Source organism: Hymenobacter rubripertinctus, assembly GCF_003583925.1.
Lineage (GTDB): Bacteria > Bacteroidota > Bacteroidia > Cytophagales > Hymenobacteraceae > Hymenobacter > Hymenobacter rubripertinctus.
On record NZ_QYCN01000009.1, the window covers coordinates 66,351 to 81,207 of the forward strand.

At 61.9% G+C, this 14,857-nt stretch carries 11 protein-coding genes and 1 pseudogene; 7 read left to right on the forward strand and 5 right to left on the reverse strand.

Features of this window, described 5'->3' with window-relative positions:
- Positions 1-192: 192 nt before the first annotated feature.
- Together D0T11_RS07710 and D0T11_RS07715 are read right to left on the reverse strand one after the other, a co-directional pair.
- Positions 193-3,810, reverse strand: coding sequence for an ABC transporter permease/M1 family aminopeptidase (locus D0T11_RS07710; RefSeq protein WP_119655204.1), 3,618 nt, complete (start codon positions 3,808-3,810; stop codon positions 193-195).
- A 198-nt stretch (positions 3,811-4,008) separates the two neighbouring features.
- Positions 4,009-4,908 (reverse strand): ABC transporter ATP-binding protein, encoded by a 900-nt coding sequence (locus D0T11_RS07715; RefSeq protein ID WP_119655205.1) that lies wholly within the window; start codon positions 4,906-4,908, stop codon positions 4,009-4,011.
- A 247-nt stretch (positions 4,909-5,155) separates the two neighbouring features.
- Here D0T11_RS07715 and aspS point away from each other — a divergent pair, with 247 nt between their 5' ends.
- The 5 genes and pseudogenes from aspS to D0T11_RS22050 all read left to right on the forward strand — a co-directional run bounded on the left by aspS (position 5,156) and on the right by D0T11_RS22050 (position 8,327).
- Positions 5,156-6,919, forward strand: coding sequence for an aspartate--tRNA ligase (gene aspS, locus D0T11_RS07720; RefSeq protein WP_119655206.1), 1,764 nt, complete (start codon positions 5,156-5,158; stop codon positions 6,917-6,919).
- Between the two features lie 92 nt (positions 6,920-7,011).
- A complete protein-coding gene (locus tag D0T11_RS07725) occupies positions 7,012-7,215 on the forward strand; it encodes a hypothetical protein (RefSeq protein ID WP_119655207.1) in 204 nt (67 codons plus the stop codon).
- A gap of 1 nt (position 7,216) precedes the next feature.
- Positions 7,217-7,681: a hypothetical protein gene (locus D0T11_RS07730; protein ID WP_119655208.1), complete on the forward strand. Its 465-nt coding sequence runs from the start codon at positions 7,217-7,219 to the stop codon at positions 7,679-7,681.
- A gap of 6 nt (positions 7,682-7,687) precedes the next feature.
- Positions 7,688-7,891, forward strand: a pseudogene (locus D0T11_RS07735) (amino acid--tRNA ligase-related protein); the annotation flags it as partial.
- Between the two features lie 10 nt (positions 7,892-7,901).
- Positions 7,902-8,327, forward strand: coding sequence for a hypothetical protein (locus D0T11_RS22050; RefSeq protein ID WP_147374567.1), 426 nt, complete (start codon positions 7,902-7,904; stop codon positions 8,325-8,327).
- A 52-nt stretch (positions 8,328-8,379) separates the two neighbouring features.
- Here the strand turns inward: D0T11_RS22050 and D0T11_RS07745 are convergent, their stop codons facing one another.
- Positions 8,380-9,414, reverse strand: a complete 1,035-nt coding sequence (locus tag D0T11_RS07745) for a phytanoyl-CoA dioxygenase family protein (protein WP_220473709.1) — start codon at positions 9,412-9,414, stop codon at positions 8,380-8,382.
- Between the two features lie 271 nt (positions 9,415-9,685).
- Here D0T11_RS07745 and D0T11_RS07750 point away from each other — a divergent pair, with 271 nt between their 5' ends.
- Both D0T11_RS07750 and D0T11_RS07755 read left to right on the forward strand, forming a co-directional pair.
- Entirely contained in the window at positions 9,686-10,477 is a 792-nt protein-coding gene (locus D0T11_RS07750) for a 3'-5' exonuclease (RefSeq protein WP_119655211.1), read from the forward strand.
- Between the two features lie 157 nt (positions 10,478-10,634).
- The gene (locus D0T11_RS07755; protein ID WP_182888302.1) at positions 10,635-11,957 is read left to right on the forward strand and encodes an OmpA family protein; all 1,323 of its coding nucleotides are present in this window, start codon (positions 10,635-10,637) and stop codon (positions 11,955-11,957) included.
- Between the two features lie 166 nt (positions 11,958-12,123).
- On the opposite strand, the gene D0T11_RS07760 is transcribed toward D0T11_RS07755, so the two are convergent.
- Both D0T11_RS07760 and D0T11_RS07765 read right to left on the reverse strand, forming a co-directional pair.
- On the reverse strand, positions 12,124-13,227 hold the full coding sequence (locus D0T11_RS07760) for a S41 family peptidase (RefSeq protein ID WP_119655213.1): 1,104 nt from the start codon (positions 13,225-13,227) through the stop codon (positions 12,124-12,126).
- Positions 13,228-13,432: 205 nt separating this feature from the next.
- Positions 13,433-14,842, reverse strand: coding sequence for an NADH-quinone oxidoreductase subunit N (locus tag D0T11_RS07765; RefSeq protein ID WP_119655214.1), 1,410 nt, complete (start codon positions 14,840-14,842; stop codon positions 13,433-13,435).
- Positions 14,843-14,857 lie beyond the last annotated feature (15 nt).

Genomic DNA, 14,857 nt, shown 5'->3' on the forward strand with positions numbered 1-14,857 from the left:
GCTGCCCTTCCCTTTACAGAAGTCAGGCCAAATATGTTGACTTCCCAGAGAAAGGCCGGATTCGGGGCGTGTAAGGGTTACAAGAGAATGGATACAGGAAAACAACGACAAAAAGAGCGTGTGATGCTGCGACTTCGCTCCGCATGACACGCTCTTATTATTGCCCACGGGCTGCTGGCTGCTTCCTGCGCGCTACTTCTCTATGGTCACCGTTTTCAGGTTGTCGTCGGGGGTGCGGTCGATGAGCAAGTTGTAGGGGTCGATGCCGGCCTTTTCGGGCTTCCCGGAGACGACCAAGCTGACGCGGGTGGTACCGGCCCGAAACCGCCGCTTCTGGCGGTACAAGGGCACATCCTGCCACTGGCCGTTGATTTTCCGGCGGGCCAGCACGGCCACATCAACCAGGTCGTTCATCTGTTGGGCCGGGCGTTCGTTGCCGGCGCTGTCGGCGTACACTTTCTTGGCGCTCAGTACCATATCCACGCGGTAGCGGCCGTCGGGCAGCTGGCGGGCGGTTACGGAGTCAGCCTTGTTCTCGTAGAGCGTGATGCGCTCGAACATATCCGGGAGCAGGTACTGCAACGAATCGGGCGTTACCTGGCGGAACTCGCGCAGCAAATCCAGCGACGTGGTGTAGGGCGGCGGCTGGAACTTTACCTTGTTCAGGTAAGTGCTCAGGGCCTGGTTCACCTGGGCTTCGCCGAGGTAGTCGGCGAGGGCATACATCACCACCGAGCCCTTGCGGTAGTGGATGTACTGCTGGTTTTCGACCCGGTAGAGGGGCTGCTCGGCCACGCGCTCGGTGCTGCGGCCGCGCAGGTAGGCATCGAGCTCGTACTTGAGGAACTTGCGCATGCGCTCCGCCCCGTACTTCTGCTTCATCACCATCAGGGCCGAGTATTGCGAAAGGGTTTCCGATAGCAGCGTGGAGCCCTGGGCGGCGGCCCCAATCACCTGGTGCGCCCACCACTGGTGCGCCACCTCGTGGGCCGTTACGTAGTAGGGGTAGTCCACGTCTTTGGGGTCGGTGGTGTCTACTTTGGCAATGAAACCGATGTTTTCTGAGAACGGAATGGTGTTCGGGAAGGCCTGAGCGAAGGCCGAGTAGCCCGGAAACTCCACGATGCGTACCTGCCGGTGCTGGTAGGGGCCAAAATTTTTGGTGTAGTAGCTCAGCGCGTCCTGCACCCCGCGCACCATCCGGTTCAGGTTGTACTCGTGGCCGGGCTGGTAGTAAATCGTGATGGCCACGTTCTGCCACTTGGCGTGGTGCTCGGCATAGCGGGCCGACTGAAACGAGTAGAAATCCAGGATGGGCGCGTCCATGGTGTAGCGGAAGTAGCGGCGGCCGTTGGCGGTCCACTCCTTTTGCAGGTAGCCGGGAGCCAGGGCCAGCTGGTCGGGCACGGTGCTCACGGTGGCGGCAAAGCGCACCCAATCGGCGTCGGCGGCAATGTAGGTGTTGGCGCGGGCGGTGGTGTCTTCGAGGCGGGCCATGCGCAGCTTGGGTTTAAGGCCGAACTTCTTGCGGGCGCTTTCCTCGCTCAGCTCCGCCTCTTTGTTGTAGCCGATGTGGGGCAGGGTGCCATTATTCACGAACGTGCCGTTGGCCACAATGCCCGTGCGTTGGGTGTTCTGCTCGAACCCGGGCGCATCGTAGTACAAATCGAAATCCAGCGCCAGCGAGTCGCCGGGGGCCAGGGGCCGGGGCAGGCGCTGCACGTAGAAGCCCAGCACGGAATCGGCCACCACGGCGATAGTGCCGCCCGCCCCGAGCTGCATTTTGCGGATGCGCACGTCTTCGGGCAGGTTCAGAATCACGGTGTCGAGGGCGGCGGCGGTTTTGTTGCGCAGCCAGTACTGGCCCCGCACCCGGGCTTCCTGCTGCGCCGGAAACAGGTCTACCTGCACATCCACGGCCACAATGCGGGGCTGGGGCGTGCGGTGGTAGCGGCCGTACTGCTGCTCGTACTGCACGGTGAGCTGCTGGCGCGCCTTGCTGCCGCGGTAGGTGTTGAGCACGTTGGTGTTGTAGAAAATCCAGGTGCCCACAGCCCCGAAGCCCAATAGCGCCACCAGCAGGGCCGCCCGGGCGGGGCCGGTAAAGCGGCGCCCGGCCAGTGCGCGGCGGGTATGCCAGTCGGTTTCCGAGCCGCGCACCCACAGCAGGTTGGCCACCACGGCCAGGGCCACGGCCAGCAGACCCCAATAGAGCTTGAACCATAGGTAGGGTCCCACGAAATGGCCGAACCCGTTCATGTCGGAGTAGCGGATACCGGAATCGGCGCCATAAATCAGCAGGTTGTGCTCCAGCCCCATTTGCCCGGCAAAAATCGTGAATACGTAGTAGAGCACCATCACGAAGTGACCCAGGTACTTGTTGTTGACGACGACCTGCACCACCACGGCCAGTACCACCACCAGCCAGTAATCCACCAGCTTCAGCCCGAACAGCCAGCGCAGGTACAGCCCGATTTCGAGGTGGGTGTAGCCCGACACGAGTTGGGTGCCGATGCCGAACACCAGCACGATGAACAGCAGCACTACCGGTACCAGCAGCAGGGCCGTGAGCTTGCTGGCAAACGGCACCCAGTTAGGAATAGGCAGCGCGTCGTGCATCTGGTGGAGGCGGGCGTCGCGCTCCTTCCACACCAGCTCCCCGGCGTAAAACGTGACGATGGCCAGCACGAACAGCGAGAATGAGCCCGACAGAATCTGAATCACCTGGGCCGTAACCGGGTAGGTGCTGGTGTCGAAAATCTTCCCGATTTGCAGGGCCGCGGCCAGCAGAAATGCCAGCCCGGCCGCCACAATGGCGATAAAGTAGGGGCTGCGCAGCACGTCGCGCAGGCTCAGCCAGGTCAGGCGCAGATACTGGCGGAAGTACTGGGCGAAGCCGAACTGCTGGCTCACGGCCGGTAGGGCCACGGCCACCGGGGCCGCCACTACGCCGGGCGCGGCCTGGGGCCGGCTGCGCTTAGCACTGCCCGTAGCGCCCTGCTCGAAGCGGAAGCGCAGGTAGCAGAAGGCGAACAGCAGCAAACCCACGCCCAGCCACAGCAGCCGGTTGAGGCCCAGCAGCCCGGTGGGCCAAAGCAGGCGCACGTTCTTTTCTACCGGCGTCCAGTACTTGGTCAGTAGCACCAGCGCCCCGTTGCCCATCGGGTCGAGCAGGGCCGCCACGGTTTGGTTGTCGAGGTCGGAGAGCTGGGCCTGGGCCACGAAGTAGAGCACCAGAAACACGATGCTGCCCACGTAGGTGCTCAAGGCCTGGCGCGTGAGCGTAGCCAGGGCGAAGAAGATAGCGCCCGTCAGCAGCACGTTGGGCAGCACGAACGTCAGGTAGGGCGCCAGGTAGTAGCTGAGGTGAAACGGCCCCAGCCGGTCGGCGGCAATGCCCGGAAACAAGGCCCCGATGAACAGCCCCACCCCGATGCCGCCCATCACGAGCAGCGTAACGACCAGCGTACCAAAAAACCGCCCGCCCAGGTAACCCCACTTGCTGATGGGGGCCGTGTAGAGCAGCGGGTGCATCTGGGAGTCGAAGTCGCGCAATACCGCCGGCCCGAACATAGCCGACACCAGCAGAATCCCCGGCAGCAGCGTCAGCGCATTGGTCAGGCCGTTGATGGTGAAGGGGGAGTTCAGGTGCACCTTACCGCTGCCCACCACCGCCGAAATGCTCTCAAAGAAGCCCCCCGTTACGAGGGCCATCAGCACCGAGAGTACCAGCAGAATGCCGAAGTAGATGTACGTCGCCGGCCGCCGCAGCCGGTACCAAATTTCAAACTTGAATATCTGTAGAAACATGTAGGAAGATGCTAGGGGAGAGAAGGTTAGGGAGTTAGGAGGAGGAGAGCAGAACATAGCTCCCCTCCTCAGATGAGGAGGGGTTGGGGGTGGTTGACGACGCTTGAACATTCTTTAGAACCAGAGCTAATTCTAGTCGCCGTTCTGCTGGCATCAACCACCCCCAACCCCTCCTCATCTGAGGAGGGGAGCTGGTTTCTAGCTCTCTACCGCTACTGCATTCACCATTTCCGCCTGCTTGATGCGGGCGAAGTACACGTCTTCCAGCGTTGGTTCCACGCCGTCGTACCCCGGGCCGGGCTGGCTGCCGGCCACCACGTGCACGATGGTGCGCCCGGCAAACAGGCGGGTGGAAATTACCTGCTGCTCCTGTTGCAGCGCGGGCAGTTGCTCCTTGTCAATTTCGCGCCGCCATACCTGGCCCCGCAGCTCCTGCATCACCACCAGCGGGTCGCCGGTGAGCAGCACCTGGCCCTTGTTGATGATGGCCATGTTGCGGCACAGGTCGCTCACGTCGCCCACAATATGGGTGCTCAGAATCACGATGATGTTCTCCCCAATTTCGGCCAGCAGGTTGTGAAAACGGTTGCGCTCGGCCGGGTCGAGGCCGGCCGTGGGCTCATCTACGATAATCAGGCGGGGGTTGCCCAACAGCGCCTGGGCAATGCCGAACCGCTGCTTCATGCCGCCCGAGTAGCCGCCCAGGTTCTTCTTGCGCACCTCATACAAGTTGGTGCGGTGCAGCAGGCCAGCCACCACGTCGCGGCGCTGCTTGCTGTTGCTGATGCCCTTGAGCACGGCGAAATGGTCGAGCAGCTCCTCGGCCGAAATTTTGGGATACACCCCGAACTCCTGGGGCAGGTAGCCCAGTACCCGGCGCACGGCGTCCTTGTTTTGCAGCACGTCTAGGTCGCCCAACTGAATGCTGCCGCTGTCGGCCTCCTGCAACGTGGCAATGGTGCGCATCAAGCTCGATTTACCCGCCCCGTTGGGTCCCAGCAGCCCGAACATGCCGGTCGGGATGGTGAGCGTAACGTCGCGCAGGGCCTGGGTGCCGTTGGCGTAGGTTTTGGAGAGGTGCTCAATGCGAAGTTCCATAGAAAGAAGATGAGAGGCAGATGATTGGTGCGACTGGAAGAGGTGCCAACAAACATAGGAAAACCTGCATAGGCCGCCGGCGCTTTTCAACGAACCGGCCCTGCTGAGGAGGCAACGGGCGCTGGGGTGGTTGCTTCCCGCAGTGCAGCGCGCAGGTCGTTCTCTGCGGACCTCTGCGAAACCCTCTGCGTTCCTCTGCGGGAACTGACATCTACCAATCCAGTATCTTCGCCCAAAATATAGACGTATGCTCCGAACCCACACCTGCGGCGAACTGCGCCCCTCTCATATTGGCCAAACCGTTACGCTCTGCGGCTGGGTACAGCGCACCCGCGACAAAGGCGGCATTCTGTGGGTGGATTTGCGCGACCGGTATGGCCTGACGCAATTGGCCCTCGAAGAAGGCGTGGAAACGGCCGAGGTACGCGAGCAGGCCCGCCAGTTGGGCCGTGAGTTCGTGCTCAGCGTAACCGGCACCGTGGCCGAGCGCCACTCCAAAAACGACAAAATGCCCACCGGGGCCATTGAAATCCGGGTCGAAAGCATCCAGGTGCTCAACCCCGCCAAGCTGCCGCCCTTCCTGATTGAGGACGACACCGACGGCGGCGACGATCTGCGCATGAAATACCGCTACCTCGATTTGCGCCGCAACCCCGTCCGCCAGAACCTGATGCTGCGCCACCGCGTGGCCCAGGCCACCCGCCGCTTCCTCGACGGCCAGGAGTTCATCGAAGTGGAAACGCCAGTGCTCATCAAGAGTACGCCCGAAGGCGCCCGCGACTTCGTGGTGCCTTCCCGCATGAACCCCGGCGAGTTCTACGCCCTGCCCCAGAGCCCCCAAACCTTCAAGCAGCTGCTGATGGTGTCGGGGTTTGATCGGTATTTCCAGATCGTGAAATGCTTCCGCGACGAAGACCTGCGCGCCGACCGCCAACCCGAATTCACCCAGATCGACTGCGAAATGTCGTTTGTGGAGCAGGAGGACATCCTCAACACCTTCGAGGGGCTGGTGCAGTACCTGTTCCGGGAGGTGAAGAACCTGGAAATCGGGACCCTGCCCCGCATGACCTACCAGGACGCCATGCGCTTCTACGGCAACGACAAGCCCGATACGCGCTTCGAAATGAAGTTCACGGAGCTCAACGACGTCGCCAAGGGCCACAACTTCCCGGTGTTTGAGGCCGCCGAGCTGGTGGTGGGCATCTGCGCCACCGGTGCCGCCAGCTACACCCGCAAGCAACTCGACGAGCTGACCGAGTACGTGAAGCGCCCCCAGATTGGGGCCACCGGCCTCGTGTACGCCCGCGTGGAAGCCGACGGCAACGTGAAGTCGTCGGTGGATAAGTTCTACGACCAGGAGGCCCTGCAACAGTGGAAAGCCGCCTTCAACGCCCAGCCCGGCGACTTGCTGCTGGTGCTGGCCGGCCCGGCCGACAAAACCCGCAAGGCCCTCTCGGAGCTACGGCTCGAAATGGGCCAGCGCCTCGGTCTGCGCGACAAGGACACCTTCTCGGCCCTATGGGTGGTCGATTTCCCGCTGCTCGAATTCAGCGAGGAGGAAAACCGCTACTTCGCCATGCACCACCCCTTCACCTCGCCCAAACCCGAGGACATGGCCCTGCTTGACTCGCCCGACACCATCGGCCAGGTCCGCGCCAACGCCTATGATATGGTGATTAACGGCGTGGAAGTAGGGGGCGGCTCCATCCGCATCCACGACCGCACGGTGCAGGCCCGTATGTTCAGCCTGCTGGGCTTTAGTGATGAAGAAGCCAAAGCCCAGTTCGGCTTCCTGCTCGACGCTTTCGAGTACGGCGCGCCCCCCCACGGCGGCATCGCCTTCGGCTTTGACCGCCTCTGCAGCCTCTTCGGCGGCGCCGACTCCATCCGCGACTTCATCGCCTTCCCCAAAAACAACTCCGGCCGCGACGTGATGATAGACTCGCCTTCACAGATTTCCGGCGCGCAGCTGAAGGAACTGAGCATTAAGACGGATGTAGTGACGAAATAAGCGTTTCCTGTTTCAGGAATTATAGCGGCGGCCTCTGAGGAATCAGGGGCCGCCGTGGTGGTTTCAACTGCTTTACTTGGTATATTCACGATATGTCCTTCCGTCTCGACCGCACCGCTTTCCACGCGGGCACCCACGAAGAAAACGCCCGCTACCACGCCCAAAACCAGCCCGCCACGATGGAGGAACGGTTGCGGGCGGCGGCCTATCTGAACAGTGTAGCTTACGGTTACGACCTTACAAATCCGCCCCGATTAGACCGTACAGCGTTTTCCACGCGCAAGCACAACAGCTGAAATGGGAAACCTATTCAACGTTGACTTCCAGGATTTCCTGCGGGCACTGTGGGCCACTGAAGTGCGGTATGTGTTGGTAGGAGGCTATTCAGTTATCCTGCACGGCTACAGCCGCACCACCGGCGACCTGGATATTTGGGTGGAGCGGTCGGCCGACAACTATGGGCGGTTGGTGCGGGCTTTCCAGCAATTCGGAATGCCCACTTTCGACATGACAAGCCACAACTTTCTGGATAACCCAGCAATGGACGTTTTTACGTTTGGCCGGCCGCCGGTAGCCATCGATATCATTACGGAATTGAAAGGAGTAGCCTTTGAGGAAGCGTACGCCGTCGCCTCCATTCGGGAAGTGGAGAATGTCACGGTGCGCCTGATTCAGTATCAGCAGCTGCTTGAAGCTAAGCGAGCCGCCGGCCGCCCGCGGGACTACAACGATATTGAGAACCTGCGGCGGCGCGAAGAATAACCACGCTTCTATCTCTCGCCTCACGGCGGCATCGCCTTCGGCTTCGACCGCCTCTGTAGCCTCTTCGGCGGTGCCGATTCCATTCGCGACTTCATCGCCTTCCCCAAAAACAACTCCGGCCGCGACGTGATGATTGACTCGCCCTCGCAGATTTCCGGCGCCCAGCTCAAGGAGTTGAGTATTAAAACGGATGTGGCGGCGGGGAAATAGACTAAGTGTAGTGGAACCCTACAAATACCAATTTTATTATTCGCGCAGCTCTATTTTCGCTGATCTGGTGCTTGGAGCATTTGTGCTTTTCATAGGTGCCGGTTTATGCTTCTGGTTGAAGAGTTGGGTGGGTATTGTTTGTGTGTTAGGTGGTGGTGTTATGGTGTGGCGTGTCATGTTGCGTCGTCTCGCCAGCGGCCCTCAGTTGAAGATCGGCCAACAAGGAGTCTGGACGGTAAGCACAGGTGCCCTTAGATGGGCTGAGGCAATGGTGAAGCTTAAGCATGAATCAACGCACCAAGGAATGAGTGCAGCCTATGTAGTTCTCCTGAAACGAAAGAAGCAAAGCCAGGAACTAGCCCGGTTTCGTGTAGATGAGCTCGATGTGGATCCGAGGTCATTACCGTTCTACATCAAAGAATTCGTGCGCCCTTAACCCAGCACGGCGGTCCCTGATTCCTCGGGGGCCGCCGTGCTGGGTTAAGGGCCTAAAGCCAGTCCATATTTTCCTTGAAATCGACCGGATACAGGTTCAGGTATTGCACGATGCGGGGGTAAGTGCCCCGGTTCGGGCTGCTGCCGTGGGGAAGGAAGTGGTGCCAGATAATCAGGTCGCCGGCCTGGGCGGCAATGGGCACGGCCTGGGGCGTCAGGTCGATCTGCCGCGGATCGGTGCCGGCGGGCAGGTTGGCCAGCCAGCTTGGCAAGTGGCGATGAAAGCCCGGCACGCAGCAGAACGCTCCCTGTTCGGCGGGCGTATCGCAGAGGTAAAGCAACCCCTGGGTGCCGAAATGAAACGGCGGGTGCAGACTCATATCCCAGTGCAGGTGGGGTCCCTGAAACGGGTAGCCGGCGGTTTCGGGCGGATTAAAGCTGGTCCGGTCGGTTGTCGTCCACAGGTCGGGCGTCTGCCATAGCTGGGCAAATGCTTTCTGAATGCGCGCCGAGCGGCGGTTCTCCAGCAGGGCCGGATGATGGTAAAAGTCCATCATAATCCCTTTGCCAATCGGCTTTTCGTACCAAGAGGCGGGCTCGTGGGGCGACATGCCCAGCGCTTCCCAAACCGCTTGCTCGGTGGCCCGCGCCTGTTCGCCGGAAATAGCCCCGCGCAATACTACGTAGCCGTTTTCAGCCCAAAAAGCCAGGTCGTCGGCACTGAGCACGTTTTCGGCCTCTGCAATAGCGCGCAGATTGGCCTGCAACTCTTCCCCGTAGGGTTGTGCGCTGAGCACGCTGTTGAGCCGCTCGATTTGCAGCGGAGGCAGAGTGCCCCCGTTTTTGTGCAGCACCCAGCGCTCGAACTCGCTGAAGTCGGGTCCGGTCTGCATCAGGTAGCGCATGCTTTCTTCGAGGGCCAGGCCCAGGCCGTTGAGCACCAGATTGTCGTGGCGCCAGTCGCTGGCCGTGTTCTCAACGGCCCATCCCGCCCGCTTGGCCAGCATCCGGGCCCAAAATCGTTTGAGGTGATAGACGCCAAGCTGGCCGGTTTCGGTAGAGCTGACCTGAGTAGCTGGTTCGGGCATCGAGAGGTAGAATAGAATGTTCTGGTTGACTGGGATAAGTGAGCAAGTAGGGCACAAGGCGGTTAGTTTGAGAATTCTCCGCCAACTGGGAAGGCTGTTCTCTTCCGGGACTTGGGCCAACTGTCCGTACACTCCGGGGCGGAATGCGGGAATGGTGCAAGATATTCAAATGCCCGGATGGCTGCGCAAGCCCGCTGGTATCCGGCAATGGAAGTGGATATCCGGTCAAAAACCTACATTCCACCATCCGTACCCCCATTCCCACCCCGCCATGCGCCTGCTCCGCGACCTGAAACTCGATGAGATATTCGTGCTCGACATCGAAACCGTGCCCTGCGTGGGCTGCCACGACGATTTGCACGAGATGCTCAAGGAGCTCTGGGAGCACAAGTGCCACGCGCTGCGCCGCGAGAAAGGCTGGATTTCGCACCACGGCCACATTGCCCCCCTGCCCGATGAGCTGCACGCCGCCGAACTGTTCGGGCAGGCCGGCATCTACGCCGAGTTCGGGCGGGTGGTGTGCATTTCGGTGGGCCGGTTCCGGTACGCCGCCGATGGAGCGTTGCGCTTCAGCGTGAAGTCGTTTTACGGGCACGACGAGCGGGAGCTGCTGCGCGAGTTCAGCGCCGTTATCAGCCACCGGCCCCGGTTTCGGCTCTGCGGGCACAACGGCAAGGAGTTCGACTTCCCCTACCTCTCGCGCCGCCTGCTCATCAACGGGCTGCCGCTGCCACCCCACCTCGATACGGCCGGCCAGAAGCCCTGGGAAGTGCCCCACCTCGACACGATGGAGCTCTGGAAATTCGGCGACCGGAAATCGTTCACGTCGCTGAGCCTGCTGGCGGCCATGTTCGGTATTCCTACGCCCAAAGACGACATCCAGGGCAAGGACGTGGCCCGGGTGTACTATGAGGAAAATGACCTGCCCCGCATTGCCCGCTACTGCCAGAAGGACATCATCACGACGGCCCGGCTGCTCCAGAAATTCCGGGGCGACGAGCCCTTCCCCGACGAGGCCGTGGTGTACGCCGATGCCGAAACCGCGGCCCTGCGCCGCGCCTGAACCGGCCCCGGAAGGCGCGGCTCCGGTAGGTTGTCCCTGCTGTTCAAACCGAAAAAGCCAGCCCCACGAGGGGCTGGCTTTTTCGTGTATTTTTTATAATAATAATTCAAATAAAAAATGTAGTTTTATTTATGTTGGACCTAAGCGGGAGGAAATAATGGAACATACATTAGCAAACAGTATCCAGGTCGCGTTTCGCGACGAAACGCTGGACCACCTGGCCCACGAAACAGATGAAGCGGCCATGGCGTTGCGGCTCACCTTTCAACGGGCCATTCCGGTGGTGGTGCAGGCCCTCACCGGCCGGGTGAGTGGCCCCGATGGGCCGGAAGCCGTCTGGCAGCTGAGCCGGGAGGCCTATGGGGCCAGCGTGCTGGAGCCCACCACTCCCGAAAACGAGCAGGCTTGGGCCCGGCGCGGCGACGCGCTGATGCGGGGGCTGCTGGGCGAATCGTTTCACTTCACGGCGCTCCGGCTGGCAACGGCGGGTGGGATAGCCCTGCCAGCGGCCGAGCGCGTGCTGAGTGCGGCCGCCGTGGCCACGCTGGGCGTTATCGGGGAGCATAGCCAGGAACACAATTTCAGCCCTGCCGCCCTGGCCGCCTGGCTGCAGCAGGAAGGAACTGCCCTGAATGCCCCGGCCGCGCCCCAGCCGGCGGCGGTGCTGGCACCGGCGGCCGCATCGTCCGCCAGCGCGCCGCCTGTCGATGCGGTTGTACCGGTGCCCGGGGCGGCGGCCGGAGCCTGGGTTCCGATGGGCGGTGGCCGCGCCTACACGCCGGAAGCTACCGCAACCGGCCGTGGTGCGGTTCGCTGGCCTTGGGGGTTGCTGCTGCTGCTGGCCGTGGTGTTGGGGTATTTGTTCGGCCATCAGCGCGAGTCCGGGCCGGCTGCCGCGCTGAGTCTGACGCCGCCGCCGGACCGGGTTGCCGCTTCCGCTCCGGCTCCGGTGGCGGCAACCACCACCGGCCGCTACGACGATGCCAGCGGCAATTACATCTACGATACCGGCCAGCCCCTGATCCTGCGCCTGGCCGATGGCACGACCCAGAAAGTGGGGGCCAACTCCACGGAAAACCGCCTGTATATGTTCCTGGCCGATCCGACCCAACAGGTCGACTCCATCAACCGCACCAAGGGCTGGATCAATTTCGACCGGGTCTACTTCGACCCCGGGGCCACCACGCTCACCGACGAATCGTTTATGCAGCTGCGCAACATAGCCAGCATCCTCAACACTTTCCCCGGCTCAGTAGTGAAAATAGGGGGCTATACTGATAGTACGGGCGCGCCCCTGAAGAACTTTCAGCTCAGCGAGGAGCGGGCCAAAATAGCCATGCTGGCCATTGCCGGCATGGGCGTCGACCTCAACCGGGTGCAGGCCAAGGGCTACGGGGGTAAATACTTCATCACGCCCAACACCACCGCCGAAGGCCGCGCCCTCAACCGCCGCATCAGCATCCGGGTCCTGAAAAAGTAGTTGTTTCGCTGGAGTCCCCAGGGCTGAAGCCCTGGGCTACGTAGTACGCAGCAGGTGAATTAAGTAGAAAGAGAACGTCATTCCTCGGCTCCGCTCGGAATGACGTTCTGTTTGTAAGAGAATTCACTCAATAGCCCAGGGCTTCAGCCCTGGAACCCTGCGGTGGTCAGGGACGCAGTTTCTGCCGGGCTACTTTCAGCGCCTTTTGCAGCACCGGGTCCTGCTGTTGCGCCAGGGCGGCGGGCGTGTTTTCGATGAGCACATCCGGGGCTACGCCCACGTCTTCCAGCAGCTGGCCGGTGGGCGTGGTATAGCGCTGGTTGGAGAGGGTCACGTCGAGGCCGTTGGGCAGGCGCACGCTGTGCATATCCGAGAGCATACCCTTGGTGGCCGTACCCACGACGGTTACCTGCGGCAGCTGAGACAAGGAAATGGTCAGGTCCTCGGCGGCGCTGGCCGTCTGGTTGGAGGTGAGCAGGACTACCGGACCCAGGAAACGCGGGCCGGTAGCGGGCGTTACGTAGCAGGGCAGGGGCTCGGTGAAGTGGTCGTAGCCGCCGGGTTGGCGCAGGGCTTTGTAGCTGGCCAGGTAGCGCTCAGTAGCGAAATGGCCCGCCAGATCAAGGCCACTATGCCCTCCACCGTCGTCGCGGACATCCAGCAGCAGTACCTGGCAGCCCGCCAGTTTGCGCAACGCTTGCGAGAAGAGCTGCTCCAGCTTCAGGTGGTCCTGCTGCTCCTGGGCCTCATTCCCCATGGCCCCCGAGAGGTCGGCGAAGTTGCGGGTGAGGTGCAGGTAGCCGATGGGGCCGGAGCGGCTCACGTAGAGCACGTGCTTGTCCCGGAACTCGGGGCCGAACCCCTGAACGGCCGAAAAGCCCGCCGCCCGCAGCTGCCCGTAGGCCACCTGCCAGAACTCCGCCTGCACTGCCCGGAAGTGCTGCTTGAACGAGTCGCGGACGCTCTCCCCCTTGAACACTATCGTGTCGCCCCGCGAAATGGTCACGTGCCCGTCGTGCAGCGGTTCCACCATCCGGCCCAGCAGGGCCACCAGCGAATCGGGCGGCGTCTGGGCCGTTACCCGGGGGCGGAAGGCGCGGTAAGTGGAATCCCAGTCCACTTTTTTCAGCGGGAAGAAGGCGTAGTTGTCGCGGAAGGCCTGCCAGAAGTGCTCGAAGTTCTGCTCCGGTGGGCTTAGGGTGGCGGGCTGGGTGCAGCCCGGCAGCACGATGCTCAGCAGGGCGGCCGTCAGGAGGGCGGGTAGTTTCATCAGCGGGATAAGCGGGATAGCGAGAGAATGGGTTGTCTGCGGCAAGTGTACCTTATTTTTTATTTTTTCTCGGGTAGGGTACACCTCTGTACCTTATCCGAAATTTTTCTGCGAATAGGGTACAACGACGGCCGGAATGCAAAACGCCCCCACCGGATGGCAGGGGCGTGGGAAAGGTCGGCGGGTCCGGAACGGCGCGGCAACCCTACAGCACCCCGGCCACCAGCCCGGGCAGCACGCCCAGCAGCACCGTCAGCAAAGCCAGCACCAGCAGCGCCCCCGACTGGAAGGCGGTGACGGGCACGGCTTCGGCGGTGGCGTCGTCGGCGTCGCGCATGTACAGGGCCATGATGGGGCGCAGGTAGTAGTAGATGCTCACCATCGACATAACCACGGCAAACACCACGAGGCCGATGTAGCCGTTTTCCACGGCGGCCGAGAACACGAAGAACTTGCCGAAGAAGCCGCCCGTGAGCGGAATGCCGGCCAGACTCAGCATGGATACCGTGAGGGCGAAGGCCAGCAGCGGGTTGGTTTTAGCCAGGCCGTTGAAACCGTCGTAGTCCTCGCGGTGGCGGGCGTCGGCCACCAGTTTCAGCACCCCGAAGGCGGATACCGTAGCCACCGAGTAGGCCAGCGAATAAAACAGAATGGCGTTGGCCGAAGCGCCTTCGAGCTGGCCGTTGAAAGCTACCAGGGCAATGAGCAGGTAGCCGGCGTGGGAGATGCTGGAGTAGGCCAGCATCCGTTTGAGGCTGGTTTGGGCCACCGCGCCCACGTTGCCGATGAGCAGGGTGAGCACGCACATGGCCGTGAGCGTAGGCAGCCAGATTCCCTGGGCCGAGGCGGCCGGGAAGGCCTGCACCAGCAACTTGAGGAAGGCAGCAAAGCCGGCCGTTTTCACTATGGTGCTCATGAAGGCCGTGAAGAACGTGGGCGTACCCTCGTACACGTCGGGCGTCCAGAAGTGGAAGGGCGCGGCCGAAACCTTGAAACCGATGCCCAGCAGCATCATGAGCATGCCGATGTAGAGCATGGGCGTGAGCGAGGCATTCACCGGGTTCTGCACCGCGAAGCTGATCTGGCTCAGCTCAAACGTGCCGGTGGCCCCGTACACCAGCGCCATGCCGAAGAGCAGCACGCCGGTAAAGAACGCGCCCATGAGGAAGTACTTGAGGGCAGCCTCGTTGGAGCGCAGGTTGCGCTTGTCGGAGCCGGCCAGCACGTACATGGCCACGCTCAGGATTTCGATGCCCAGAAACAGCATCAGCAGGTGGTTGTAGCTCACCAGCATAATGGCGCCCACCAGCGAAAACAGCAGCAGCGAGTAGTACTCGGCCAGGTTGGCCTCGCCGTCGAGGACGTATTTCTGGGAGAAGGGCACCAGCACCAGGGCCGTTAGCAGCAGGATGCCGGTGAAGGCCACCGAGAAGTTGTCGATGGTGAGCATGCCGTTGAAGAACGGCTGGGTGCCCTCGTTCCAGTCGATGAAGTTCACCGTGAGCACGAGGCCCAGGATGAGCATCATCACGGGCAGCAGCAGCCGGTTGGAGCGGCGGAACCCGAGAAACAGGTTGCCCAGGCCCAGTACGGAAAGCAGAATGATTGAATTCATATCGTCAGCCGAATT